Here is a 25,688-nt window from a genome sequence, read left to right on the forward strand (position 1 = left end):
ATGTCGCACAGCACAACCGCAACATTTTTTCGTGTTCTCGTTCCAGCATTTGGTTACTCGGCCCAAGATGGGCTATGCTGGCGTCGCGTCGAGAACAATAGAGACTTCGGGAGATGGCATGGGACACCAGCGGCGGAGGGGGCTGCATCCATGATAACCTTACCGAGACTAGCGGCTGAATCCCTCGAGAACTTTCTCGGTAAGTTCATGCGTCGCCGGTACGATGAGACTTCTGCCAATATCGTCGAGAGCGCGACCCGCACCGCGATGGAATGTATCGGCAACAGCGATGCGCTCTATCACAATATCGAGCATACGATGCTGGTGACGCTGGCGGCCCAGGCGATCCTCGGCGGCCGAAGCCTTCATGCCCATCTGTCGGCCGAGGATTACGTCCACGTGCTGATCGCCTGCCTCGCCCACGACATCGGTTATGTGCGCGGACTGTTCGAGGAGGACGATGCCGAGGGCTTCGTGATCGACGCGGCCGATACCAAGATCTCGCTGCCGCGCGGTGCATCGGATGCCAGCCTGATGATGTATCACGTGGATCGTTCGAAGCTGTATGTGACTCGGCGGTTGCGGCATATTCCCGGAGTCGATCCGGAGCGCGTTGCCCGCGCCATCGAGGGCACACGCTTCCCGGCGCGCGAAGGGCAGGAATATGATGACGAAGCCTCGATCCTGCGCGCCGCCGACTTCATCGGCCAGCTCGGCGATCCCAACTATCTGCGCAAGGCCAACGCGCTCTACTACGAGTTCGAGGAGGTCGGCATCAACCGCCAACTCGGCTACGATTCGCCCGCCGATATCGTGAACCGCTATCCACAGTTCTACTGGAACAGCGTCGCACCGTACATCCAGACCGAGATCGGCTATCTCAACAAGACCGAGATCGGCCGGCAGTGGATCGCCAATCTCTACAGCAACGTGTTCCGCGCCGAGCGCGACATCTCGCTGTCGGGACCGCAGAAGTAGGGGTGCTCCATCGGGGCTACGCCTCCGCAAAGCTCCGTGAGCAAACCATGCAACAAAAAACCGTCACCACGGACATTCTCGACATCGCCTATCGCGAATACGGTGCGCCCGACGGCTGGCCCTGCATCATGGGCCACGGCTTTCCCTACGACGTGAACGCCTATGCCGAGACGGCGCCTGTCATCGCCGAGGCCGGCGCGCGGGTGCTGGTGCCCTGGCTGCGCGGCTACGGGCCGACGCGGTTTCGCTCTCCCGACACGCTGCGCTCCGGCGAGCAGGCGGCGCTCGGCGCCGATCTCCTGGCCTTCATGGATGCGCTTGGCATCGAACGCGCGGTTGTCGGCGGCTACGATTGGGGCGGGCGCGCCGCCTGCGTGGTCTCGGCGCTCCATCCCGAGCGCGTGATTGGCCTCGTCTCCGGCAATTCCTACAACATCCAGAACATCGCCCGCGCCATGGAGCCGGCCTCGCCGCCGGAAGAGGCGGCGCTGTGGTATCAATATCTCTTCCACAATGAGCGCGGCCGCCGCGCGCTGGAGCGCAACCGGCGCGGCTTTGCGCGTCAGCTCTGGGCCATGTGGTCGCCGACATGGAGCTTCGACGATGCCACGTTCGAGACCAGCGCGGCGTCGTTCGACAATCCTGATTTCGTCGACGTCGTGATCCATTCCTATCGCCACCGCTACGCGCTGGTCGCGGGCGATCCCGCCTATGCGGACATCGAGGCGAAGCTCGCCGCGCAGCCGGCAATCCGCGTCCCCGCGATTGCGATCGACGGCGACAGCGACGGCGTCAATCCCGGCACGGCCCATCACGCCCGCAAGTTCGAGGCCTTCTTCGAGCGGCGCGTGTTCGCTGGCGCCGGCCATAATCTGCCGCAGGAGCGGCCGGCCGAATGGGCGCAGGCCGTGGTCGACGTGCGGAAAGCGGCGGCGTCACAGCCGGCCTAAGCTCGGCCCTCCCAAATTTCCCTCACCTTCGGGAACCTTTTCCGATCGCAGCCGTCCAAGCTGTGGGCCCGCTTCTGGATCCGGGCTCGCTGCAGGGGAGGATCTCGATGAAGTCGCACGTGCGTAAGCTGGAACGGGTCGCGGTGGCGCAGGCGCCGGTCGAACGGCCCGACAGGGCGGAGGTCGAGCAGGCGATCCGGACCATGATCCGCTGGGCCGGCGATGATCCCGCTCGCGACGGTCTGCGCGAGACCCCTGATCGCGTTGCGCGGGCTTTCGAGGAGTATTTTTCCGGATACGCGCAGGACCCGACCGAAATCCTGCAAAAGACCTTCGAGGAGATCGAAGGCTATGACGAGATGATCGTGCTGCGCGGCGTTCGCTTCGAGAGCCATTGCGAGCACCACATGGCGCCGATCGTCGGCCGCGCCTGGGTCGCCTACATCCCGCAGGGGCGCGTCGTCGGCATCTCCAAGCTCGCGCGCGTGGTCGACGTCTACGCCAAGCGGCTTCAGATCCAGGAGAAGATGACCGCGCAGATCGCCAACACGATCAACGACGTGCTCAAGCCCGAAGGTGTCGGCGTCATCATCAAGGCGACGCATCATTGCATGACCACGCGCGGCGCGCACAAGCCCGGCACCGATCTCGTCACCAGCCGCATGCTGGGCGTGTTCCGCGACAATGCGCTGACGCGCCAGGAATTGCTGGGGCTCGCCAATTCGAACGATTGATCCGCACGCATGAAGGAGGCGTTGCCATGGCCGAGGACAAAAAGCCGAGCGGACAGGACCTGAGCAAGGGCGTGCCGCTGACCGCGTTCAAGGACGACAAATTGCTCGGTCATGTCGGGGAGGACGACGTCCTGCTGGTGCAGGCCGGCGGCGAGATCTTTGCGATCGAGCCGGCCTGCAGCCATTATCACGGCCCGCTCGCCGAGGGCCTGGTGGTGGGCGATACCATCCGCTGCCCCTGGCATCATGCCTGTTTCTCTCTGCGTACGGGTGAAGCCAGCCGACCGCCGGCTTTGAACGCGCTGGCGGTCTGGGAAGTCGAGCGCGATCGCGACAACATCATCGTCCGGCGCAAGCGCGAGGCCCCGAAGCCGCCGGCCGCGCATCGCAGCGCGCCCGCTCGGGAAAAATTCGTCATTGTCGGCGGCGGTGCCGCCGGCCTCACCGCCGCCGAGACGCTCCGGCGCGAGGGCTTTGCCGGCGCCATCACCATGCTCAGCAATGACGGCGCGATGCCGGTCGACCGGCCGAACCTCTCCAAGGATTACCTTGCGGGTAACGCGCCGGAAGATTGGCTGCCGCTGCGCGGCGAGGACTATTATGGGGACGCAGGCATCGATCTCAGGCTCAACACCGAGGTCTCCGCCATCGATGCCAAGTCGCGCAGCGTCACGCTCGGCAATGGCGACAAGCTGCCGTTCGACCGGCTGCTGCTCGCAACCGGCGCCGAGCCGGTCAAGCTGCGGATTCCGGGCGCGGACCAGCCGCATGTTCACACCCTGCGCTCCCTCGCGGACAGCCGCGCCATCATCAAGGCTGCAGGCAGTGCCAGGCGTGCGCTGGTGATCGGCGCCAGCTTCATCGGCCTCGAGGTCGCGGCCTCCTTGCGGGCGCGCAAGATCGAGGTGCATGTCGTCGCGCCTGACGAGCGGCCGATGCAGAAGGTGTTGGGCGCCGAGATGGGCGATTTCGTCCGCTCCCTGCATGAGGAGAACGGCGTCATCTTCCATTTGAAGGATACGGTGGAGAAGCTCGACGGCATGCTTGGGACGCTGAAGAGCGGCGCGGTCATCGAGGCTGACCTCGTCGTCGTCGGCATCGGCGTCAAGCCGCGTCTCGCGCTTGCTGAGCAGGCGGGACTGGCGGCCGATCGTGGCGTCAGCGTGAGCGAATATCTGGAGACCAGCGTCGCGGGCATCTTCGCGGCCGGCGACATCGCGCGCTGGCCCGATCCGCATTCCCGGCAGACCATCCGCGTCGAGCATTGGGTGGTGGCGGAGCGGCAGGGACAGACCGCGGCGCGCAACATGCTCGGCAGGCGCGAGCGCTTCGACGCCGTGCCGTTCTTCTGGAGCCAGCACTACGACGTGCCGATCAACTATGTCGGCCACGCCGAGAGCTTCGACGACATCGCCATCGACGGCAGCATTTCCGGAAAGGACTGCCTGCTGAAGTACCGCAAGGACGGCCGCGTGCTCGCGGTCGCTTCAATTTATCGCGATCTCGACAATCTCAAGGCCGAACTGGAGATGGAGCGCTCGCAGGGCTGAAGCTGCGCGCTCGATCTTGATTTGCGTCAACGTTGCAGCAGGTGAGGGCTGCTCTGATCGCTGTGGTCCCGGTGCGGCGCGTGCTATCCTGGCGTGTGCCCCGGGCTTCGCATGCAGGAGTGGCCCATGACCAGTGCTTCAGATGCATCTCATCCTTCCGGTCTCGGCTCGGGTATCTCGGCGCTCCATGGCAAATGGGGCTGGATCGTTGCGCTTGGCGTCGTGTACCTCATCGCCGGCTTCGTCGCGCTCGGCAGCATGGTGATGGCGACGGTGGCGAGCGTGATCGTTGTCGGCGCGATGATGATCGTCGCCGGCGTGACCGAGGTCATAGGCGCCTTCCAGATGAAGAGCTGGGGCAAGTTTCTGATCTGGGCCTTGCTCGGCGTGCTTTACATCATTGCCGGCTTCCTCACCTTCGAGAACCCGCTCTTTGCCGCGGTTCTGCTGACGCTGTTCCTCGGCGCCTCGCTGCTGGCCTCCGGGGCAGTCAGGCTGTTTCTCGCCTTCAGCATGAAGCGGGAAAGCCCGTGGGTCTGGGTGGCGCTGTCGGCGGTCGTCACCCTGCTGCTCGGGCTGCTGATCCTGGCACGCTGGCCGGTGAACAGCGTCTACGTTCTCGGCCTGTTTCTCGGCATCGACCTGATCATGGCGGGTGCCGGCTGGGTCAGCCTTGGCCTCAGCCTGAAGCAGCGCCGCTAGGCGAAATGAGAGCGAACTGAATCGCGACGCGCCCAAGAGTTCGGTTTGCCATCTCACCGATGAGAGGTGAAGCGCCGCCTCATGGTGCGAACGCACCATCAGCAACTCGACGCAAGACCGCCTGGCGGAACTCCGCTGATCTGACGTGCTGACTATAAAGCAGCACGCCGCGCGCCTCTTCGCGCGGACGATGATCATCGGGGAGAAACCATGAAAGCTGCCTTGGTCCTGGCCGCAGCATTGGCTGCCGGCTGCCTGTCGACGCCTGTCTCCGCGCAAAAATCCTATGGTCCTGGTATCACCGACACCGAGATCAAGATCGGCAACACCATGCCCTATAGCGGGCCGGCTTCGCCGCTCAGCATCACGGGCAGGGTCATTGCGGCCTATTTCGACGAGGTCAACGAGAAGGGCGGGGTCAATGGCCGCAAGCTGAATCTGATCTCGCTGGACGACGCATTCTCGCCGCCCAAGACCATGGAGGCGGCGCGGCGCCTCGTCGAGGGCGACGGCGTCGCCTTCATCTTCGCGACCATGGGCACGGCGCCGAGCTCGGCGATCGCAAAATATCTCAACAGCAACAAGGTGCCGCAGCTGTTCTTGATCAGCTCGGCCTCGAAGTGGAACGATCCCGCCAACATGCCGTGGTCGATGGCGCTGCCCTGGGCGCCGAACTACACCAGCGAGGCCGCGATCGACGTCGCCTATGCCCGCGCCAAGAACCCGAATGCGCGCTTCGCTGTGCTTTATCAGAACGACGATGCCGGCAAGGAATATCTGCGCGGGGTCAAGGAGGCGCTCGGCGCCGATGCCGACAAGGCGATCGCGATGGCCTCGAGCTTCGAGGTCACCGACCCCACCGTCGATTCCCAGGTGCTGACGCTGGCGAACACCAAGGCGGACGTGTTCATGATCTATTCGGTGACGCCGCGCGCCTGCGCGCAGGCGATCCGGAAAGCGCACGAGGTCGGCTGGCAGCCGACGCGCTTCCTCGCCAGCGGCTGCGCCAACAAGGCGACCGTGATGGTGCCTGCGGGGCTCGATGCCGGCAAGGGCGTGCTGTCGCTCGGTTCGCTCAAGCCCTTCGTCGAGCAGCCGAAGGACGATCCGGCGATGACGGCCTATATCGACTTCATGAAGAAGCGCTTGCCCAATGCCGACGTCAACAACGTCGCCGGCCTCTACGGCTACACCGTCGCCGAGGCCCTCGTGGTGCTGCTGAGGCAATGCAAGGACAATCTGACGCGCGAGAACATCATGGCGCAGGCCGCGAATTTGAAGAACGTGCCGCTGTCGCTGCTGATGCCCGGCATTACGCTGAATACCACGCCGCAGGATTTCCGCCCGATCAAGGACGGTTACATGCTGCAGTTCGACGGCAACGACTGGGTGGTGGCCAGCGAGCTCTTGAAGGGGACGTGAGGGGCTGCCGTGGAGACGGTGCATCCTCTCCCCTTGCGGGAGAGGATGGATCGCATCGAAGATGCGAGCCGGGTGAGGGTATCTATCCTCACGAACGGTATCGCTAGCGGAGAGAACCCCTCATCCGGCGCTTCGCGCCACCTTCTCCCGCAAGAGAAGGAAAGAGGAGACCACCATGGACTTTCAACACTCCGCCCGTTCGCTGGAGCTGCAGGAGCGCGTTCGGCAGTTCATGCGGACGCATGTCGAGCCGGTCGAGGAGCTCTATTACGAGCAGGTGAAGCCGGAAGCTGCGCGCTACAGGACGCCGCCGGTGCTGCAGGACCTGAAGAAGATGGCGCGCGAGCAGGGGCTATGGAACCTGTTCCTGTCAGGCGAGCACGGGCCGGGCCTCTCCAATCTCGACTATGCCCCCGTGAAGGAGATCATGGGCCGCATCCTCTGGGCGCCCGAAGTGTTCAACTGCTCGGCGCCCGATGTCGGCAATATGGAGGTGCTGGCGAATTACGGCACCAAGGCGCAGCAGGAGCGGTGGTTGACGCCGCTCCTGGAAGGGCGCATCCGTTCCGGCTTCTCGATGACGGAGCCGCAGGTCGCCTCCAGCGATGCCACCAACATCCAGTGCGCCATCACGCGCGACGGCGACGATTACGTCATCAACGGCCGGAAGTGGTTCACGTCAGGCGCGATGAACGAGGATTGCGAGATCCTGATCGTGATGGGCAAGACCGCCCCTGATGACCCCGACCGCCACCGCCAGCAATCCATGATCCTGGTGCCCCGGAACACGCCGGGCGTGCGCGTTGTCCGCGACATGCTGACCTACGGCTATGACGATGCCCCCAGCGGCCACCCCGAGATTTCTTACGACAACGTCCGCGTGCCCGCCGAGAACATCCTGCTCGGCGAGGGCCGCGGCTTCGAGATCGCGCAGGGCCGGCTCGGTCCCGGCCGCATCCACCATTGCATGCGGCTGATCGGCTGTGCCCAGCGCGCGCTGGAATTGATGTGCCAGCGCGCGGTGTCGCGTGTCGCCTTCGGCAAGCCGCTCGCCGAGCAGGGCTCGGTGCGCGAGGACATCGCACACTCCTTCTGCGAGATCGCGCAGGCGCGCCTGCTGACGCTGCAGGCCGCCGACAAGATGGACCGCGATGGCAACAAGGCCGCGCGCGACCTGATCGCCGCGGCCAAGATCGTGGTGCCCGGCATGGCCGCCCGCGTCATCGACCGCGCCATTCAGATCCACGGCGCCGCCGGCGTCTCGCAGGACACCTTCCTCGCGCGCGCCTACGTCTACGCCCGCTTCATCCGCATCGGCGACGGCCCGGACCAGGTGCACCTCGCTGCGGTGGGGAAAGAGCTGATCAAGCGGGGCGGGGTGATGGGGTAGGACCAGGTAACTCCTCGTTGACGATGCAGAACTGCGGAGAAGTATCTGGCCACAGGTAGTATGGTGTGCTTTGATGAACCGGATCATTTGATGCGTGCACTGCCGACGTTGTTGCGCTCGGCACATGAGCGAGCAGGTCAACAATGCGCAGTTTCGCCCCCGGCAGCCGGACCTCCGGCGCGCGATCGATCGCGGCCGTTTTCGTCTCCGTCCTGACGATCCTGATCAGTTGGAGCGGCACTGCGGCGCTTGCCGCCGTCGAATCCTTTCCCGCGGCTTTCAAAACCGAGCGTATCTCGGTCAACGGCGTCACGCTGCATGTCCGCGTGGGCGGACAAGGGCCGGCCGTCGTCCTCCTGCACGGCTTCGGCGACACCGGCGACATGTGGGCGCCGCTCGCCAAGGCGCTCTACAAGGACCACACCGTGATCGTTCCGGACCTGCGCGGCATGGGGCTGTCGCCGCAGGCCCCAGCTGGTTACGACAAGAAGACCCAGGGCGTCGACATCGCCATGGTCATGGACAAGCTCAACGTGCAGAAAGCCGATCTGGTCACACACGACATCGGCAACATGGTGGGCTATGCGCTCGCGGCGCAATACCCCGATCGCATCACCAAATGGGTCGTCATCGATGCGCCGCTGCCCGGCATCGGCCCCTGGGACGAGATCCTGAAGAGCCCCATGCTGTGGCATTTCAACTTCCGCGGCCCCGACGTCGATCGCCTGGTCAAGGGCCGCGAGCGCATCTATCTCGACCGCTTCTACAACGAGCTCTCGGCCGACCCCAAGGCGATCGACGAGGCGAAGCGCAATCATTATGCGAAGCTGTACGCCCGGCCGGGCAACATGCACTACGCCTTCGAGCAGTTCGCAGCGTTCGGCAAGGACGCTACGGACAACAAGGCTTTTGCCGCGACCAAGCTGAACATGCCGATCCTTGCCCTTGGCGCCGAAAAGTCCTTTGGCGAGCAGCAGGCCGCCATCATGCGGGACGTCGGCACCACGGTGGACGGCGGTATCATCACCGGCTCCGGACATTGGATCATGGAAGAGCAGCCTGCGCAGACCGTGAGCAAGGTGCGCGCGTTCCTCGACGGGAAATGAGGGGCAGGATGATCGGCGTGGGTCCGCGCCCTGCGCTTGGCCCGCCGTCTTCGCGCCTCGTGATGGCGTAGCGACTTACCGTCCGCTTCCGATCATCCTTCAGGCAAGCCGGCCAGGCGCAGCCCCTCGAAGTAGCGCTGGCGTCGTGCGAGGTAGATGGGATTGTCGCCCTTGGCGTTGAAGCGGTAGCGGCGGATCGTGAAGCTGGGATCGAGAGCAAGCCCTGCATCGGCGACGGATCGCGCCTCCTTGAGGTCTCCCGCCAGCGCCAGCGCTGTCGCAAGATGAAAATGCGATAGCGCGTGATTTCGGTTCACCTCCATGCTGCGCCGGAACCAGTCGATGGCTTCGCGATCGGCATTGATGCTCAATCTGGCCAGCCCGACGAACATGTACCACAGAAAGGCGCGCGTATCCCGCGGGGAGAGCCGAAGCGCTTCCTGGATGTGCCCCTCCACCTCCTCGCTAAGGCCCGATTGATATTTGCCGAGACCAATGAATCCATGCGCATCGGCCAGATTCCGGTCGAGCGCCAGCGAGCGCCGGCATTGTGCAACACCGTTATCGATGCGGTTCGTCTGAATTTGCACGGCGCCGAGCAGCATGTGGGCTCTGGGATGATTGGGGGCGCGGAGCAACGCGCTGTTCAAGGCTGCTTCCGCAGCGTCGAAATGCACCTTGACGTCATCGGCCATGAAAGCCGATCCAACGGACACATCGACCTGAGCCGCCGCGACGGCCGCTTCGATGTTGCCGGGATCCAGCGTCAAGGATCGGGTAAAAAAATCCCTTGCCTGCGTTAGAAGGACGCGCGTCACGCCCCTGTTCTGAAGGGCTCGGCCCTGGAAGTACAGGTCCATCGCATCGGGGCGGGGCGATCGCTCCGCGCGGCGTGCTTCGGCGGCGATGAGCTCCGCATTCAAGGTGTTGGCGAGTCGAGACACGATCTCATCCTGCATGTCCAGGAGCTCGGCGGCGGGCTTGTCGAAGCGGTCGGCCCACACTTGGCTCCCCGTCTCTGTGTCGGTCAGCTGCGCGTTCAGGCGAAAACGGTTGCCGCCGCGTTGCACGGAGCCTTCGAGCACGTAATGCACGTTCAGGTCGCGGCCGATTTGCCTGGCATCGACTGCTTTGCCCTTGAAGGTAAATGCCGTGTTGCGGCCGATCACGAACGAGCCGGCGATGCGCGACAAGTCCGTCGTCAGGCTCTCCGTCACGCCATCGACGAAATAATCCTGCGCCGGATCGCCTCCGATGTTGGCGAATGGCAGGACGACGATCGACAAATGCGGCACCGTCGGAGGCGGCGGCGGTTCCCCATCATCGGATAGCCGCGGCGTCTCGCCGGAAACAACAAGGGGCGCGGCCAACTGTTCGTCGGGCACCAGCATATAGCCGCGGCGGGGCAGCGTCTTCAGCGCAGATCGGCCGACATCTCCCAGGGCGCGCCTGACATCGCCGATGGCCTGGACGAGGGAATCCTCCGTGACCTCGCAATCCGACCAGACCTCATCCATGATTTCGCTTTTGTCGACCAGCTGCCCGGGCCGCTTTGCCAGCAGCCGCAGTACCGCCCAGGCGCGCGGACGCAGGGGAACGACAGCGCCGCTCCCGTCGCGCAGAGTTTCGTGGGCGAGGTCCACGATCCGATCGCCGATGACGATGGAATGCTGCGATGCCTTCAACAAGGATGCCTCGTGAACCTTGCTTTCGGAAAATTTCGGCGCAGTTTCGGGACGCCGACGGGATTGTACAGCATCATCCTGCAGCGCGGGATAGCAAAACGCACCCTATCGAAGCCACCAACGCGAGGTAAGCTTCCATGATCCGGACCCCCATCGCTGCTGCGTTGAGTCTCTTGATCGTCGGCCTTTCGCCCGTTGCCGGGACGGACAGAAAATACGGTCCCGGTGTCAGCGATACCGAAATCAGAATAGGCCAGACGGCGCCCTACAGCGGGCCGATCTCGTCGTTGAGCCGCTTCAGCCGGATTGAAACAGCCTATCTCAAAATGATCAACGCGGCCGGCGGTATCAACGGCCGCAAGGTGACGCTCATTTCGCTCGACGATGCCTTTTCGCCGGCCAAGACAGTGCAACAGACGCGCAAACTCGTAGAGGACGACGACGTGCTTGCGATCGTGGGATCAATCGGCACACCGACCAATCTCGCGGTAGCGAAGTATCTCAACAGCAAGCAAGTTCCGCAGATCCTGCTGCTCGCCAGCACGCCGAAGCTCGACGATCCCGAGAATTTGCCATGGACGACCACGTTCATGATGCCGCAGCCGGTCGAGACCAGGATCTACGCCGAGTATCTGCTGAAGACCAAACCTGACGCGAAGGTCGCCGTGATCTATCAGAACGACGATCTCGGAAAGGGCAATCTGGCCAGCTTCAAGGCGGCTCTGGGATCGAAGGCTTCGACCATGGTGGTGGCCGAGGCGGCCTACGATATCGCGGAGCCGACGGTCGATTCACAGATCCTCGCGCTGAGGGCATCGGGTGCCGATACGTTGTTTCATGCCTCCAACGCACGATTTGCTGCACAATCTATTCGAAAGGCGCACGAGATCGGCTGGAAGGTCCAGCATGTGCTGCTCTCCGGCGTCAGCAGCATTTCGGCTGTCCTGCGTCCGGCGGGACTTGTGGCCTCCACAGGCGCGGTCAGCGCGTTTTGGTTGAAGACGTCGGAGGATCCGATGTGGGACGACGATGCCGGCATGCGCGAGTTTCGGGCATTCATGCAGCGGTGGGCGCCAAATGACGATATCGAGGAGTCGATTTTTCCCTATGCGACGGCTCAGATCATCGTCGAGGTCCTCAAGAAGTGCGGCGACGACCTGTCGCGCGAGAATCTCATCAGGCAGGCCACCAACATCCGGGAGGTTCAACTGCCGACGTTCCTGCCGGGCCTTACGATCAACGTCTCTCCATCGCGCCGGATCGGCTGGACAAAGGCGAGGATGGCACGTTTCGACGGCACCAGATGGGTGCTGCTCGATGACGTCGTCGGCAACTGACGATCGGTTGTTCGCAAAAGCGAAGTGTTCGAGGGGGATTGCGAAATGACCGACAGCCTGAATATCGCCATCGTCGGCGCGGGCATCGGCGGATTGTCTGCGGCGCTCGCGCTGGGCGCGCGGGGCATGAATGTTACGGTTTTCGAAAGCGCAGAGACCCCGCGCGAGGCCGGGGCCGGACTGTCCATCCCTCCGAACGCACTGATCTTGCTCAAACGTACATCGCTCTGTGACAAAATCGAGAAGATCACCACCAGGAGCCAGGGTCTTACGCGACGGACGTCACGGGGAGAGCTTGTCTTGCCCGGCTCGCCCACCGTGCTCAGCTATCAGATTCACCGCGTGGAGTTCCTCGAGATGCTCCTTGGTGAGGTGAAAGGGCCGGTCCGGTTCGGACATCGGTGTGCAGCCGTTGAAGACACGCCGACCGGAGTGCGCCTGATCTTTGCCAATGGCGCCGTCTGCGATGTGGATGTTGTCATCGGTGCGGACGGCATTCATTCAGTCGTCCAGCGCCAGATCGGCCTGGCAGCCCACCCGACCAGCGAAGGCATCGTGGCCTACCGCGGCCTGGTGCCGTCGCAAAAGCTGTCATGGGGCGCAGAACTGCGTGGCCTGAACATGTGGATGGGCGAGGGCCGCAGCTTCATCTGCTTTCCGGTATCGCAGGGGCGATTGATCAATATCGTTGCATTTGTCCCGAGCATGCGTGACATGGAGGAAACCTGGTACGCACCCGGCGACGTCAGGGCTCTTGCAGCCGAGTACGAGGGCTGGGATTCGCCTGTCCAAGACTTGATTTCGGCGCTCGACCAGACGTTTCGCTGGGGCATCTACGATCGGCCGCCGTTGCCGTATTGGTCGCGCGGACATGTGACGCTTCTCGGCGACGCCGCGCATCCGATGGTGCCCCATTTCGGGCAAGGCGCGGGGCAAGCGATCGAGGATGGCTTCGCACTTGCCGTCCTGCTGGAGCGCGCGAGGCGTGACGAGATTCCGGCACGGCTGAACGCCTATCAGGAACTGAGATTGGGGCGGACCAGTCGTGTTCAGGCCGCTTCGCGCCTCGCCGGCCGGTTCTACCGGTCTGCCGGCAGCGATCGCGCTGAACAGGCGCAGCGATCGCAAGCCTGGATGTCGGCGGCGGAATGGATCTTCCCGCACGACGCCGAGAAGGCTGCTTTGGCCATTCTGTAGATCGCCTAAAGTCTCTCTTCAGGACGTCGTGGACCTCCGCGCTGGCCGCCGTTGCCGCGGCAACCCGGAAGCCTGTGAAGCCCGGGTGGGCAAGCGTCAACCCGGAACGATCTCGTCGAGCGGCCAGATCGGACGGCGGACGTTTCGATACGTGAGCTTGCTGTGATCGAAGGTGGCAAGGCCGCCGCTGTCGGCCAGGATCACCTCCTTGGCCATGGGCGCGAAGGCCGCCCGGAAGTGGTGCGCCGACTTGACGGCGACGACCCGGAATTGAGCCGGCTCTGCTCCGAGAATCCGGAACATCTCCTGATCGTAGGTCTGCAGCGTGTTGGTCGAAATCGCGATGGAGATGCCGTCGACCTCGAGCAAGGCGCTGGGCCCGAGCGTCATGGGTTGACCGGCATTCATCGGCCCCTCGCAGACGAATGCGCCGTCCGACAGGCCGGTCACCCGCCCGGTCAGCGTGAGCGGAGGTCCGTAGCTTTCGGGATGACGCTTGGCCCCGAGAACGACACCCACGCTGGCCCCGAGGCCCGCAGCGTGGCAGCGGGAAGCGGCTTCGGGATCGCCGAGGACGCCGAACAGCACGCTGCGGATTTCGGCCTGCAGCAGCGCCTCCAGCAGGCGGATGCCATCGCCGTAGGCGCCCGAACCGGGATTGTCGCTGAAGTCGGCGATCACGAAGGGGCGGGTGTCAGCGACATCAGTCGCGGCTGCGGCGGCAAGCTTCATTGCATCAGGCAAGTCGAGCGCCGTGACGGTGACCTCGGCGCGCCGGCGGACCATCTCGTCCTCGAGCGCCGCCGCGGCCTGCCGCGCGGCCGCTTCGGCGGCGTTGTGGGAGGCATCGTAGGTGATCTGAATGCTGGGGCCGACCTCGGCAATGTCCGAGCGGCTGAAGCCCGCGCAGACATCGACGGACAACAGGCCCGGCGTTTGCGCCTCCATGTCCGCGGCGCGCGCCAAGAGGTCGCTCATCACGCCGCCCTGGGTCCGTCCGTGATTGCATCCGTCGAGCAGAGGTGCTTGCGAGCGGAAGACCTTCGGGCGGGTCGTGCCGTCCATCGCCGCCTGCAGCAGCTCGGCGGCCCGGAACGCCGTCTCGTATTGGTCGATGTGCGGATAGGTGCGGTAGGGCAGCATGATGCTGGCCAGCCGGCCCATGCGTTCGGTGACGTTGGCATGCAGATCGAGCGTCACCGCAATCGGAATCGTCTCACCGAGACGCTGGCGCAGTCCTTCGAGCAGCGCACCTTCGGCGTCGTCGTCGGTCTCGGTCACCATCGCGCCGTGCAGTGCCAGGATAACGCCGTCGAGCGGCCCGCTCTCGCAGGCCGCGTAGACCAGGCGCTGCAGTTCGGCCCAGCACGCCGCCGTCACCTTGCCGGACGGGGTGGCCGCGGCGGCGAGCGGCTGCACCAGGGTCCAGCCGTAACGTTTGGCTGCGGCCAGGTGCGCGGCGATCTCCATTCTTGTGTCGGCCAGCGCCGCGGCGATCTCGCCGTCACGCAGAAACAGCCGCTTGCGGTAGTCCTCGAGCGTGGTCGGGATGACTGAGAAAGTGTTGGTCTCGTGGGCGATCTGCGCCGAGAGAACGCGCCGCGTCTGGCTCATGGGATTCCTTTGTTTTTTTCTTATGCAATCTCACAAGTCAGCCGCGCCGACACGCGCCGTCTCCTGCTCGGCACTGCATGACCGCATCGTGCCCCTGTTTTGCCCGACGAGTCAAAATCAATTGCGCAAGAGCTGCAGGTTTCGCGCGGGCCGCCAAGCCATTGAAAAACCTGACCCCGGCTACTGTGCATGGGGTTGTTTTCCAGATTTTTGTTTGGAGGCCCCCACCGCCGCCCGGCGGTGGCGTTGGCGCGTTCACCCCGCCTTGGCGATGCGGCTGTCCGCGCGCAGGTTCTGGAAGAACGTCTCGACCTCGCGGGACAGCGTGTCCGCGGTCTCGGCCACGCTGCCCGCCGCCGTCAACACCGAGGCTGCTGCCGCATCGGTCTTGCCGATGGCGTCGCGCAGCGAGGTGATGTTGGCGACCAGCGTCTCGTTGCCTTGCGCGGCGCTTTGCGCGTTGGACGAGATCTCGCGCGTGGCGGCGTCCTGCTGGCCGATGGCGCCGGCGATCGCCGAGGTGACTTCGTTGATCTCGCGCACCGCGCCGCCGATCTCGCGCACGGCATCGACCGCGTTGCGGGTCGAGGCCTGGATCATCGCGACGTTCTCTGAGATCTCGGCGGTGGCCTTGGCGGTCTGGCCAGCCAGCGCCTTCACCTCATGAGCGACCACGGCAAAGCCCCGGCCGGCATCGCCGGCGCGGGCGGCCTCGATGGTGGCGTTGAGCGCGAGCAGGTTGGTCTGCTCGGCGATCGCCTGGATCAGGTTGAGCACGCCGTCGATGCGCTGCGTGGCCGCGGCAAGGCTCTCGATCTCGGAGATCGACTTCTCGGTGCGCTGGCCGGTCTGCTCGACCGCGCCGGCGCTCTGCCGCACCTGGCGCCCGATCTCCACCACCGACGCCGACAGCTCCTCGGCCGCGCCCGCCACCGCCGTGACGTTGTGCGAGGCCTGCTCGGTGGCGTTGGCCGCCGTGCCGGCGCGGCTGTTCGCATCCGCGGTGACGCGGGTGATGGTCTGCGCGGTCTCGCGCATGGTGGAGGCGTTGTCGCTGAGGCCACGCATGATCGCGCCGATCGCCTCGCGGAATTGCTCGACGGACTGCTCGATATGGCGGGCGCGCTCCTCGCGCGCGGCGGAGTCCTGCGAGACCTGCGAGGCGAGGTTGCGGTTGCGGCCCATGGCCTCCTGGAAAACCTGGATCGCGCGGGCGAGCGCGCCGATCTCGTCGGCGCGGCCGGAGTGCGGCACCACGACGTCCTCGGCGCCGTCGGCGACCTGCTTGATGGTGTCGGTGATGGCGGCCAGCGGCCTTGCGATCGAGCGGGCGATGATGACGATGCCGATCACGACCAGGGCCAGCGCCACGCCGCCGAGGCAGGTCAGGACGAAGGACAGGGTGCGGTTGGTCTCCGTCTCGTGCGCGATCTGCTTGGCGCGCTCGGCATAGACCTTGGACAGTGCCTCGAGATCCTTGTTGAGCGCCGAGCGCACGGCGCGGTTGGCGTCGTTGTCGCCCCATTCGCGGCCCGCGGCCGCATTGATCTCGACGCCGCGGCGCACCAGCTCCTTGCGGAACTCGACGAATTGCTCGATGCGCTTCTTGAACGTGGCGAATTGCTCGGCATCGTCGGCTTTGACGATGGTCTGCCAGCGCTTCACGACATCGAGGATCTGCTCGTTGAACTTGAGCAGGCCGTCGCCGTATTTCTTCACGACCTTCGGCTCGGTCGACATGTAGACGCCGCGGGATTCCATCACGACCGCATAGACCAGCGAGTTGACGCGCTCGACGTTCAGCGCGGCGGCGTTCGCCGTCTCGATCGCGCTCGTCAACTCGGCGCCGCGGCGGCTGTTGTAGTCGGACAGCCCGGCGATCGCCGCCGTGAGCAGCGCAAACAGCGCGAAGATCGCATAGAGCTTGGTGGCGAGCGTGAAGCGGCCGGCGGGACCGGCGGCATTCCCAGATCGGTCTGATGTCATGGTCATTCAGGTGCCCGGATTGGCCTGAAGTGGCCGGTGAGGGGGATTCTGCAAAATTGATGCAAAACTATGCAGAACGAAGATGGATGCGGCGTTAACGCGCCGCTCCGCGGCCTCCGTCCTTGGTCGAAGGAAAGGCAAGTTATTTCAGCGTCTTGATCAAAAGGTAGAGTTTCAGGATAGTCCTTGCGTCGGCCGTTGGCCGACCACCTCTCGGAGAGGCCCTTGGTCTACCGCCACACCATCGACGCCACGACCCACATTTTCCCGGACCTGCGCGATCTCCTGGCCAAGGCGACGCCGCCGCGCTCCGGCGACCGGCTGGCCGGGATCGCCGCCGACACGGCCGAGCAGATGATCGCGGCGCGGATGGCGCTCGCCGACGTCCCGCTCGCAAGATTCCTGCAGGAAGCCGTCATCCCCTATGAGGCCGACGAGGTTACCCGCCTCGTCATCGACAGCCACGACGCCAAGGCGTTTGCCCCGGTGGCCTCCCTGACGGTTGGGGCCTTCCGCGACTGGCTGCTGTCGGACGCCGCGACGCCGGAGGTCCTGAAGACGCTGGCCCCCGGCATCACCCCGGAGATGGCGGCAGCGGTCTCAAAACTGATGCGCAACCAGGATCTGATCCTGGCGGCACGGAAACGCGAGGTCACCACCGCCTTCCGCAACACCATCGGCCTCAAGGGCCGGATGAGCACGCGGCTGCAGCCCAACCATCCGTTCGACGACGCCAGGGGCATCACCGCCTCGATCCTCGACGGCATCCTGCTCGGGGCCGGCGATGCCTGCATCGGCATCAATCCGGCGAGCGACGATCCGGCCGTCATCGCGCGATTGCTGCGGCTGCTCGACGAGATCATCTCGCGGCTGCAGATCCCGACGCAAGGCTGCGTGCTCACCCATGTCACGACGACGCTGTCGCTGATCGGGCAGGGCGTGCCGGTCGATCTCGTCTTCCAGTCCGTTGCCGGCACCGAGGCCGCCAACCGCAGTTTCGGCATCGACCTTGCGCTTCTCAAGGAGGCGCAGGAGGCCGGGCTGTCGCTGCGGCGCGGCACCATCGGGCAGAACGTGATGTATTTCGAGACCGGCCAGGGCTCGGCGCTGTCGGCCGGCGCCCATCACGGCGTCGACCAGCAGACCTGCGAGGCGCGCGCCTATGCGGTGGCCCGCGCCTTTGCGCCTCTCTTGGTCAACAGCGTGGTCGGCTTCATCGGCCCGGAATATCTCTATGACGGCAAGGAAATCATCCGGGCGGGACTGGAGGATCATTTCTGCGGCAAGCTGCTCGGCCTGCCGCTTGGGATCGACATCTGCTACACCAACCATGCGGAAGCGGACCAGGACGACATGGACAATCTGCTGACGCTGCTCGCCGCCGCCGGCGTTACCTTCATCATGGGCGTCCCCGGCGCCGACGACGTCATGCTGAACTACCAATCGACGTCTTTTCACGACGCGCTCTATGTCCGTGACGTCTTCGGCTTGCGCCGCGCGCCGGAATTCGACGATTGGCTGGCTCGGTCGGGCATTACAGGCTCAGATTTCCGGCTTGCCGGCGATGCAGGCCTGCTGCCCGATTTTGCCTCGCGGCTGATTGCGTGAGGCGGTGCGCAGCGCCAAACTCCCTTCGAGGAAACTATCTGCGCCTCCCGGAATTATGCTTGTGCCACAATATTGAGAAATTCCGGCGGCAGCATTACGCTATGTGTCTGGCTGGCAATTTCCGCAACATCAGTCGAGCGTGGCGGGGGAGCTTAGATGCGAGCTGAAAGTAACGGAACATCCCGGCGGATTCTCTGTGTGTTTCCGCGCTACACCTCCTCGTTCGGCACGTTCGAGCATTCCTATCCGCTGACCGACGGTGTCCGTGCCTTCATGCCGCCGCAGGGGCTGTTGCTGATCTCGGCCTATCTGCCTGAGGATTGGCAGGTCAAATTCGTCGACGAGAACCTGCGTCGTACCACCAGGGAAGAGTTCGAATGGGCCGAGGCGGTCTTCGTCAGCGGCATGCACATCCAGCGCCAGCAGATGAACGACATCTGCCGCCGCGCCCATGAGTTCGATCTGCCGGTCGCGCTCGGCGGCCCCTCCGTCAGTGCCTGTCCCGACTATTACCCGTCGTTCGACTATCTCCATGTCGGCGAGCTCGGCGATGCCACCAACCAGCTGATTGAGATCCTGTCGCGCGACACGGCGCGTCCAGACGAACAGGTGGTCCTCACCACCAAGGACCGCGTGCCGATGACGGAGTTTCCGATCCCGGCCTACGAGCTTGCCGACGTGAAGAAGTACTTCCTCGGCAGCATCCAGTATTCCAGCGGCTGTCCCTATCAGTGCGAGTTCTGCGACATCCCCGGTCTCTACGGCCGCAACCCGCGCATCAAGTCGCCGCAGCAGATCATCGCCGAGCTGGATCGTCTACGTGAATGCGGCATGACCGACACGGTCTATTTCGTCGACGACAATTTCATCGGCAACCGCAAGGCGGCGATGGATTTGTTGCCGCACCTGATCGAATGGCAGAAGCGGACCGGCTACGTGGTCCGGCTCGCCTGCGAGGCGACGCTCAACATCGCCAAGCGGCCCGAGATCCTCGAGAAGATGCGCGAGGCCTACTTCATCACCATCTTCTGTGGGATCGAGACGCCCGATCCCGACGCGCTGAAGGCGATGCAGAAGGACCACAACATGATGGTCCCGATCCTGGAGGGCGTGCGCACCATCAACTCCTACGGCATGGAGGTGGTTTCGGGCATCATCATGGGGCTCGACACCGACAAGCCGAATACGTCGGAGGCGCTGCTCGGCTTCGTCGAGGAATCGCGCATCCCGCTGCTCACGATCAACCTGCTCCAGGCGCTGCCGAAGACGCCGCTGTGGGACCGGCTGGAGCGCGAGGGTCGTCTTGTCCACGACGATGGCCGCGATTCCAACGTCGACTTCCTGTTGCCCTATGACGAGGTCGTCGCGTCCTGGAAGCACGCCATGGGCGTCGCCTATGAGCCCGAGAGGGTCTACGCGCGCTTCCAGTACCAATGCGACCACGTCTATGTGCATCGCCTGAAGATGCCGACGCCGGACGAGATGAAGACCTGGCCCAACATCCGGCGCGGTCTCGTCATGCTGCGCAACATCTTCTGGAAGGTCGGCGTGCTCGGCGACTACAAGCGCGTGTTCTGGAAGTTCGCGCTGGGGCGCATCAAGCGCGGCGATCTCGAAGGTCTGATCGGCTGCACCCTCATCGCGCATCATCTCATCACCTTCGCGCGCGCGGCCTCCAGCGGCAGGCAGAACGCCTCGAACTACTCGATCCGGCTGCGCGAGGCCGCCGTTCCCGCCGAATGAGTGATCCGTCCGTTCCGGCTCGCCCGATCATCGACCTCAGGTCGTTCACGCCCGCGCGCGTTGCGCTCGGGCGCAGCGGGGCAAGCGTGCCGACCAGGGCGCTGCTCGATTTCACGCTCGATCATGCCCGTGCCCGCGATGCCGTGCATGCCGCCTTCGATGCGCCGCGTCTGGTCGCCGATCTCGCAGGCCTCGGCCTCGACGTCACCGAGGCGAGGAGCCAGGCGGTCGACCGCGGGGATTATCTGCGGCGGCCGGATCTGGGGCGACGGCTCGAGCCCGGCTCGGCCGATGTTCTGGCGCGAGCGGCTTCCGCGCCATGCCAGCTCGCGCTGGTGATCGGCGACGGCCTGTCCGCGGCGGCGGTCCATGCCCATGCGGTGGCCCTGGTGAGGCGGCTGCTGCCGTTGCTCGCCGAAGGCGATGCTGTCGCGCTCGGCCCTGTCGTCGTCGCCTCAGGCGCGCGCGTTGCGCTCGGCGACGAGATCGGCGCCCTTCTCGGCGCGCGCATGGTCGTGACGCTGATCGGCGAGCGGCCCGGCCTGTCGGCACCCGACAGTCTCGGCGCCTATCTGACCTTCGCGCCCAAGCCCGGCCGCACCGATGCTGAACGCAATTGCGTGTCCAACATCCACCACGCCGGACTGAGCTATGACGAGGCTGCCTGCAAGATCGCCTGGCTGGTCCGCGAGGGGCTGGCGCGTCAGGTCAGCGGCGTGGCGCTGAAGGACGAGAGCGCGGACCGCGCGCCGCGTCGAATTGGCACATTCTCGGCCGGATGACCCGCGCAGGACCCAAAATCGCCGCATCTTGATCGATTCGCCCACACTTCGCCTGCTTGCGAAAAGACCAGTTGACCTGCTAAACCCCTCGCGGCGATTTTCCGCGCATTTTCAAAGGGCAAGCCTCCCATTGGTATGGCATTTTCAAGCCGTTCGCGGGGCGCAACAAGCTCTCAAGACCGAGCCGATTTAGGAACTGGATAAGGCATGCTCGAAAAGCACAGCGAGAATGAGGTTCATGTCGACAAGGTCGAGCAGGGACCTACGTCCTCGATCGCCTTCGGGCTGGAGCGTCTCGGGCTGATCGCCGTCCGGGCGCCGATCGTCTCCTGCATCGTCCTGCTCGTCCTGATCGTCGGCGCCGTGTTCGGCATCCACCGGATCAAGATCGACGATTCGCTGTCGCAGCTCTTCCGCTCCGACAGCCGCGAATTCCACCGGTATGAAGAGGTGACGAAGAAGTTCCCGGCCGAGGAATTCGACGTCCTCGTCGTGGTCGAAGGCAAGAACCTCCTGGCGCGGAATAATCTCGAGAAGCTGCGCGACTTCGTGACCGACATGCAGCTGGTCGAAGGCACGCGCGGGCTGGTCTCGCTGTTCTCCGCCCGCCAGGCGCCGGCGCCGGGCAAGCTGCCGGCGGCCCTGTTCCCGGCCGAGCTGCCCGAAGGCGCCGACTACGACAAGTTCATCGAGACGGTCAAAAACAACGAGATCATCCGCGGCAAGCTGTTGTCAGAAGACGGCACGCTGGCGCTGATCGTGCTGTCGCTCGATCCGGAGGTGGTGGCGTCCAGCAGGCTGACCAAGACCGTCGCCGACATCCGCGCGCTGATGAAGGAGGATCTCAGCGATACCGGGCTCAACGTGCAGCTTTCCGGCGTGCCCGTGATGCAGCTCGAGATCCGCAACGCCGTCGAGCGCGACGGCCTCACCTACAACATCCTCGGCATTCTCGCCGGCTGCATCATCGCCATCATCTTCTTCCGCAAGATCTCCTTCATGGTCGCCGCGGCGTTCCCGCCGATGATCGCGATCCTGCTGGCGCTCGGCGCGCTCGGCTGGGCCAATTTCAATCTCAACATGTTCCTGAACGTGATGACGCCGCTCATCATGGTCATCAGTTTCTCGGACTCGATGCAGCTCACCTTTGCCGCGCGTGACCGGCTGATCGCGGGCCAGGACAAGTTCACCGCGTTCAAGAACGCCGTGCTGGTGGTGGGACCGGCCTGCGTGCTGACGCATGGCACCGCCGGCATTTCCTTCATCGCGCTGCAGTTCTCCAACTCCGACCTGATCCGCAAGTTCGGCGAGGCGGGTCTGGCCGCCACCATCATCGCGCTGGTCGCGGTGCTGTCGCTGGTACCGGTGTTCGGCGTGCTCCTCGTGCGCAACGAGAAGACGTTCGCGGTCAAGTTCCAGGGTGCGGATGCCGGCGTCCAGGCGTTGCGCAATTTCTGCTACTGGATCGCGGTGCGCATGGTCGGCCGGCCCGGCCTGTTCAGCCTGATCGCGGTGCTGTTCGTCGGCGGCCTCGGCGTCATCTACGCCAATCTGGAGCCACGCTACCGGCTCGCCGACCAGGTGCCGGACAAGCGGCAGGCGGTCGCCGCCAGCGACCGGCTCGATGCCAAGCTCACCGGCGCCAATCCGGTCAACGTGCTGATCCAGTTCCCGAAGGGTGAATCGCTCTATTCGCCGGAGACGCTCCAGACTATCGCGGACGTGCATGCGACCGTGGAGAAGGCGGCCGGCGTCGGCAATGTCTGGTCGGTCGAGACCCTGCGCCGCTGGCTGGCGGAAAAGGCCGGCAGCGCCGACGTCGCGACGCTGAAGGAATATGTCAGCGTCATTCCCGAGCATCTGGTGCGTCGGTTCATCGACGCCGAGCAGGACGCCGTCGTGGTCGCCGGCCGCGTGCCGGACAAGGATTCCAGCCAGCTGTTGCCGATCGTCGACAAGCTCGATGCCGAGCTCGACGCCGTCCGCAAGAAGCATCCCGGCTATGAGGTTGCGGTGACCGGTCTTGCTGCGATCGCGGCACGCAATTCGGCCAGCATGATCGAAAAGCTGAACCGCGGGCTCACCGTCGAATTCGCGCTGGTCGCGATCTTCATCGGCCTTGCATTCCGCTCCTGGGTGGTGATGTTCGCCTGCATCCTGCCGGGCATCTTCCCGGTGGTGATGTCGGGAACAGTGCTGTGGGCGATGGGCGAGGGCCTGCAATTCGCCAGCGTCGTCGCGCTGACCGTCTCGTTCGGGCTCGGCCTCAGCGCCACCATCCACTTCCTCAATCGCCTGCGCCTGGAGAGCAAGCCGGGGGTCGGCTCGGCGCTCGCGGTGGAGCGGGCGACCGTGCTGGTCGGACCTGCGCTGATCCTGACCACGGTGGTGCTGGCCTGCGGCCTGGTCGTCACCGTGTTCTCCGACCTGCCGTCGCTGCGGCTGTTCGGCTGGCTCAGCGCCTTCTCGATGGTGATGGCCCTCGTCGCCGACCTCTTCATCCTCAGGCCGACGGCGATGTGGCTGATCAATTTGCACGGCAAGCTGCAGGGCACCGACAAGCCGGCGATCTGAGACTGGGACGGCGGACGTCGCCCAGCGCTCACGCCTCGATCCGAACGATGCCGTACGGATTGAACTTGAAGTCGGCCTCGGCGTAGTCCTGTTCGCGCGACAGCGTGAGCTTGCGATCGCGCAAGGTCGCATCGATGCCGTGCTCGGCCATGGCGTCGGCGATCTCATCCATCAGCAACACCGCGGACCGATCGTTGCCGCGCGATCTTGCGACATAGACGTCCGGCAGGCCGACGAGGTGGTAGCCGACGGTCTCGTAATAGCGATCGCCGGCCAGCGGACGCTTGGCGAGGGCGAGACGACAGGCCGTGGTCACGGCGGGCGTCATGCGCAGGCCCTGGTCGGTCTTCGCGCCATTGCGCGCCTGATCCGCGAGACTGCGCCACCGCGCGACGCCATGGGCGATGCCGGCGCTTTCGCCTTTTGCGGCAATGGCGCCTGCATCGAACATCTCGTCCACGATCTGCAGTGCGGCGGCCGAGCCGGCGGCGGTCTTCTCTTGACCCATCCGCGGGCTCAGCACATAGAGCACCGCCTTGTGATTGGCGACCGCGGCCTCGTCCGATGCAGACCACGCTTTCGGGAAGACACGGTCCCAGCACACGCCGAACGAACGCGTCATGTTCGCATCGGGCCTTGCTTGCGAATGGGTGCGGTCGATCTCGAAACCGAAATCGGCGATGGTCTTGGCGACTGCCTTCGGCGGCTGCAGCAGATTTTCATTCTTGCCGAGGAAGCAGAGCACGTGACGCGGCTTCACGGACGAAGGCTGCATGCTCGCTCCGGGCGGATCATTGGCGAAGGCGCGCGTGGCCGCGAAGAGCCCGGCGGCCTTGAGCAGATGTCTGCGGATCGGGTCCATCTCGGCAAGTCCGTCTCGGTGAGTCCATGTCAGCAAAAAGCCCCCGGCTCGCGAGAACCGGGGGCTTGATTCTCATCGACGCGAGATGAGATCAGCTCTTCGTCATGGTGATGTTGACGCCGCGGATCTCGCCCTTGGACGAGATCTGCACCGTTTGCTTGGTGCCGTTGGTGCGCAGCGAGAGGTTGGCGGCAAAGCCGTTGGCCTCCACGAACACGTCGATCTGGCCGCCGCCGGCGGTGCCCTGCAGATTGCCGAAGATGTTGCGGCTGGACTCGCTCCAATTGCCGGAGATGCGCTCGCCCTGGCTCGTCACGTCGCTGGTGAGGTCGAATTTGTAGCTGTCGGACGCGCAGTGCAGAGCCTGCTTTAAATTGAGGCCGCTGCCGGCGACCTTGTAGTCGGCCTTGCAGCGAATGCGCTCGGTGGAGCCGTCGGACAGCGACACCGTGCCGGTGCCGGTCCAGGCGCCGTCGAAGCCGGCAAACGGGCCGGAGGACTGAGCGTGGCCTGCCGAAACCGAGAAGAGCAGTGCCGCCCCGATGCCGGCCGCCTTGATTGCCAGTCCAGATCGCCCAAAGAATTTCATCTCAAATATCCCGTTTTAGAACGACGCCCGCTCACGCTCGAGAACGTCTCGCCACATCGAAAGTTTAGTGCTCCGAGCCGGTGTCAGGTTCAAAGCCAGGCTGCCAGAGATGGCGGTTCACAACGCCTTGCGCCAGGCCTGGATCCGCCGATTTGCTCTGTTTCGGTATGTTTCCGGCGGAAAAGGCCGGGAGGAGAGATGCAGCTCTGCAACAGGTATGCAGTAAAACGCAGCGGTCCTGAATTATGACGTAGTATCAATCTCTTACATCTGCCAATGAAGGCGAAGGGAAGACCTGATTTGGTGGGCGCGGCGCCAATTTGGCCGCATTTGCCAGTGCTTGTGCCTTCTCCGAAGCCGCTACCGCGCGGCGACTTGCCATCAGAACAATCCGTTCCGGTCGTCCGCCCTGTGCAGTCCGGGTTCGGTGCGATTCTGCCGTCAGAATGAAGGAATACAATGCGTAAGCTTCTCGTCGCTCTCACCCTGCTGTCGGCATCTGTTTCGACGGTGGCGTTCGCCCAGCAGGGGCGTGGCACCGAGTCCGAGCAGAAGGCCTGCACGCGCGACGTGCAGAAGTTCTGCCGTCCGGTCATCGACCAGGGCGATTTCACCATCCTGGCCTGCCTCAAGGAGAACCGGTCCAAGATCTCGCAGGCCTGCGACCAGGTCCTGAAGAACCACAACCAGTAAGATCGGCCACTGGCCCACAAAAGGCGGCCTCGAGGGCCGCCTTTTCGGGCCCGATTCGCGGAAGGCAGCCATCGCCAGACAGGATTGGTTTTGCGGCCGTATTCCCCTATATGGGGGCCGCGGCGGATCGCCGGCATGAGCCCGCGAGAAGAAGCCCTTTCTATCCAAACGATTGTAGCCAGCCCT

The 25,688-nt window shown here is 64.5% G+C and carries 20 protein-coding genes; 15 read left to right on the plus strand and 5 right to left on the minus strand.

The genetic code is table 11. The annotated features are described in order from the left end of the window. Positions 1-150 precede the first annotated feature (150 nt). The 8 genes from XH83_RS11300 to XH83_RS11335 all read left to right on the plus strand — a co-directional run bounded on the left by XH83_RS11300 (position 151) and on the right by XH83_RS11335 (position 8,832). A complete protein-coding gene (locus tag XH83_RS11300; RefSeq protein WP_194407067.1) occupies positions 151-978 on the plus strand; it encodes an HD domain-containing protein in 828 nt (275 codons plus the stop codon). Positions 979-1,025: 47 nt separating this feature from the next. After that, on the plus strand, positions 1,026-1,928 hold the full coding sequence (locus tag XH83_RS11305; protein WP_194407068.1) for an alpha/beta fold hydrolase: 903 nt from the start codon (positions 1,026-1,028) through the stop codon (positions 1,926-1,928). 107 nt (positions 1,929-2,035) lie between these two features. Further along, positions 2,036-2,662 (plus strand): GTP cyclohydrolase I FolE, encoded by a 627-nt coding sequence (gene folE / locus XH83_RS11310; RefSeq protein ID WP_194407069.1) that lies wholly within the window; start codon positions 2,036-2,038, stop codon positions 2,660-2,662. Positions 2,663-2,688: 26 nt separating this feature from the next. After that, positions 2,689-4,212 carry an FAD-dependent oxidoreductase gene (locus XH83_RS11315; RefSeq protein ID WP_194407070.1) on the plus strand — a complete coding sequence of 508 codons (1,524 nt, stop codon included), beginning with the start codon at positions 2,689-2,691 and terminating at the stop codon, positions 4,210-4,212. Positions 4,213-4,338: 126 nt separating this feature from the next. Continuing rightward, entirely contained in the window at positions 4,339-4,914 is a 576-nt protein-coding gene (locus XH83_RS11320; protein WP_194407071.1) for an HdeD family acid-resistance protein, read from the plus strand. Positions 4,915-5,124: 210 nt separating this feature from the next. Beyond that, the gene (locus tag XH83_RS11325; protein ID WP_194407072.1) at positions 5,125-6,336 is read left to right on the plus strand and encodes an ABC transporter substrate-binding protein; all 1,212 of its coding nucleotides are present in this window, start codon (positions 5,125-5,127) and stop codon (positions 6,334-6,336) included. 175 nt (positions 6,337-6,511) lie between these two features. Further along, on the plus strand, positions 6,512-7,726 hold the full coding sequence (locus XH83_RS11330) for an acyl-CoA dehydrogenase family protein (RefSeq protein WP_194407073.1): 1,215 nt from the start codon (positions 6,512-6,514) through the stop codon (positions 7,724-7,726). Positions 7,727-7,869: 143 nt separating this feature from the next. Further along, positions 7,870-8,832 carry an alpha/beta fold hydrolase gene (locus tag XH83_RS11335; protein WP_194407074.1) on the plus strand — a complete coding sequence of 321 codons (963 nt, stop codon included), beginning with the start codon at positions 7,870-7,872 and terminating at the stop codon, positions 8,830-8,832. Positions 8,833-8,924: 92 nt separating this feature from the next. Here XH83_RS11335 and XH83_RS11340 read toward each other — a convergent pair whose 3' ends face one another. After that, positions 8,925-10,520, minus strand: coding sequence for a winged helix-turn-helix domain-containing protein (locus XH83_RS11340; RefSeq protein ID WP_194407075.1), 1,596 nt, complete (start codon positions 10,518-10,520; stop codon positions 8,925-8,927). Positions 10,521-10,654: 134 nt separating this feature from the next. Between XH83_RS11340 and XH83_RS11345 the strand changes: the two genes are divergently transcribed. Together XH83_RS11345 and XH83_RS11350 are read left to right on the plus strand one after the other, a co-directional pair. Continuing rightward, positions 10,655-11,854: an ABC transporter substrate-binding protein gene (locus XH83_RS11345; protein ID WP_194407076.1), complete on the plus strand. Its 1,200-nt coding sequence runs from the start codon at positions 10,655-10,657 to the stop codon at positions 11,852-11,854. 45 nt (positions 11,855-11,899) lie between these two features. Next, on the plus strand, positions 11,900-13,051 hold the full coding sequence (locus XH83_RS11350; RefSeq protein WP_194407077.1) for an FAD-dependent monooxygenase: 1,152 nt from the start codon (positions 11,900-11,902) through the stop codon (positions 13,049-13,051). A gap of 96 nt (positions 13,052-13,147) precedes the next feature. Here XH83_RS11350 and XH83_RS11355 read toward each other — a convergent pair whose 3' ends face one another. Together XH83_RS11355 and XH83_RS11360 are read right to left on the minus strand one after the other, a co-directional pair. Further along, a complete protein-coding gene (locus XH83_RS11355) occupies positions 13,148-14,665 on the minus strand; it encodes a M81 family metallopeptidase (protein ID WP_194407078.1) in 1,518 nt (505 codons plus the stop codon). Between the two features lie 255 nt (positions 14,666-14,920). After that, the gene (locus XH83_RS11360; protein WP_194408229.1) at positions 14,921-16,651 is read right to left on the minus strand and encodes a methyl-accepting chemotaxis protein; all 1,731 of its coding nucleotides are present in this window, start codon (positions 16,649-16,651) and stop codon (positions 14,921-14,923) included. A 225-nt stretch (positions 16,652-16,876) separates the two neighbouring features. Here XH83_RS11360 and XH83_RS11365 point away from each other — a divergent pair, with 225 nt between their 5' ends. The 4 genes from XH83_RS11365 to XH83_RS11380 all read left to right on the plus strand — a co-directional run bounded on the left by XH83_RS11365 (position 16,877) and on the right by XH83_RS11380 (position 23,358). After that, positions 16,877-18,259, plus strand: a complete 1,383-nt coding sequence (locus XH83_RS11365; protein WP_194407079.1) for an ethanolamine ammonia-lyase subunit EutB — start codon at positions 16,877-16,879, stop codon at positions 18,257-18,259. Positions 18,260-18,415: 156 nt separating this feature from the next. Then, positions 18,416-20,002, plus strand: a complete 1,587-nt coding sequence (locus tag XH83_RS11370) for a B12-binding domain-containing radical SAM protein (RefSeq protein ID WP_194407080.1) — start codon at positions 18,416-18,418, stop codon at positions 20,000-20,002. Further along, positions 19,999-20,784 carry an ethanolamine ammonia-lyase subunit EutC gene (gene eutC, locus XH83_RS11375; protein WP_194407081.1) on the plus strand — a complete coding sequence of 262 codons (786 nt, stop codon included), beginning with the start codon at positions 19,999-20,001 and terminating at the stop codon, positions 20,782-20,784. The genes XH83_RS11370 and eutC overlap by 4 nt, the downstream gene beginning before the upstream one ends. 207 nt (positions 20,785-20,991) lie before the next feature. Next, positions 20,992-23,358: an RND family transporter gene (locus XH83_RS11380; RefSeq protein WP_194407082.1), complete on the plus strand. Its 2,367-nt coding sequence runs from the start codon at positions 20,992-20,994 to the stop codon at positions 23,356-23,358. Between the two features lie 28 nt (positions 23,359-23,386). On the opposite strand, the gene XH83_RS11385 is transcribed toward XH83_RS11380, so the two are convergent. Together XH83_RS11385 and XH83_RS11390 are read right to left on the minus strand one after the other, a co-directional pair. Beyond that, on the minus strand, positions 23,387-24,220 hold the full coding sequence (locus tag XH83_RS11385) for a hypothetical protein (protein WP_194407083.1): 834 nt from the start codon (positions 24,218-24,220) through the stop codon (positions 23,387-23,389). 91 nt (positions 24,221-24,311) lie between these two features. Further along, positions 24,312-24,809 carry a hypothetical protein gene (locus XH83_RS11390; RefSeq protein ID WP_091953368.1) on the minus strand — a complete coding sequence of 166 codons (498 nt, stop codon included), beginning with the start codon at positions 24,807-24,809 and terminating at the stop codon, positions 24,312-24,314. A 459-nt stretch (positions 24,810-25,268) separates the two neighbouring features. Between XH83_RS11390 and XH83_RS11395 the strand changes: the two genes are divergently transcribed. Beyond that, positions 25,269-25,502 (plus strand): hypothetical protein, encoded by a 234-nt coding sequence (locus tag XH83_RS11395; RefSeq protein ID WP_194407084.1) that lies wholly within the window; start codon positions 25,269-25,271, stop codon positions 25,500-25,502. Positions 25,503-25,688 lie beyond the last annotated feature (186 nt).

Source organism: Bradyrhizobium sp. CCBAU 53351 (assembly GCF_015291745.1).
GTDB lineage: Bacteria > Pseudomonadota > Alphaproteobacteria > Rhizobiales > Xanthobacteraceae > Bradyrhizobium.

Coding starts and splice junctions, on each gene's coding strand:
- XH83_RS11300 (WP_194407067.1), top strand. CDS start 151: ATGATAACCTTACCGAGACTAGCGGCTGAATCCCTCGAGAACTTTCTC.
- XH83_RS11305 (WP_194407068.1), top strand. CDS start 1,026: ATGCAACAAAAAACCGTCACCACGGACATTCTCGACATCGCCTATCGC.
- folE (WP_194407069.1), top strand. CDS start 2,036: ATGAAGTCGCACGTGCGTAAGCTGGAACGGGTCGCGGTGGCGCAGGCG.
- XH83_RS11315 (WP_194407070.1), top strand. CDS start 2,689: ATGGCCGAGGACAAAAAGCCGAGCGGACAGGACCTGAGCAAGGGCGTG.
- XH83_RS11320 (WP_194407071.1), top strand. CDS start 4,339: ATGACCAGTGCTTCAGATGCATCTCATCCTTCCGGTCTCGGCTCGGGT.
- XH83_RS11325 (WP_194407072.1), top strand. CDS start 5,125: ATGAAAGCTGCCTTGGTCCTGGCCGCAGCATTGGCTGCCGGCTGCCTG.
- XH83_RS11330 (WP_194407073.1), top strand. CDS start 6,512: ATGGACTTTCAACACTCCGCCCGTTCGCTGGAGCTGCAGGAGCGCGTT.
- XH83_RS11335 (WP_194407074.1), top strand. CDS start 7,870: ATGCGCAGTTTCGCCCCCGGCAGCCGGACCTCCGGCGCGCGATCGATC.
- XH83_RS11345 (WP_194407076.1), top strand. CDS start 10,655: ATGATCCGGACCCCCATCGCTGCTGCGTTGAGTCTCTTGATCGTCGGC.
- XH83_RS11350 (WP_194407077.1), top strand. CDS start 11,900: ATGACCGACAGCCTGAATATCGCCATCGTCGGCGCGGGCATCGGCGGA.
- XH83_RS11355 (WP_194407078.1), bottom strand. CDS start 14,665: ATGAGCCAGACGCGGCGCGTTCTCTCGGCGCAGATCGCCCACGAGACC.
- XH83_RS11360 (WP_194408229.1), bottom strand. CDS start 16,651: ATGACATCAGACCGATCTGGGAATGCCGCCGGTCCCGCCGGCCGCTTC.
- XH83_RS11370 (WP_194407080.1), top strand. CDS start 18,416: ATGCGAGCTGAAAGTAACGGAACATCCCGGCGGATTCTCTGTGTGTTT.
- eutC (WP_194407081.1), top strand. CDS start 19,999: ATGAGTGATCCGTCCGTTCCGGCTCGCCCGATCATCGACCTCAGGTCG.
- XH83_RS11380 (WP_194407082.1), top strand. CDS start 20,992: ATGCTCGAAAAGCACAGCGAGAATGAGGTTCATGTCGACAAGGTCGAG.
- XH83_RS11385 (WP_194407083.1), bottom strand. CDS start 24,220: ATGGACCCGATCCGCAGACATCTGCTCAAGGCCGCCGGGCTCTTCGCG.
- XH83_RS11390 (WP_091953368.1), bottom strand. CDS start 24,809: ATGAAATTCTTTGGGCGATCTGGACTGGCAATCAAGGCGGCCGGCATC.
- XH83_RS11395 (WP_194407084.1), top strand. CDS start 25,269: ATGCGTAAGCTTCTCGTCGCTCTCACCCTGCTGTCGGCATCTGTTTCG.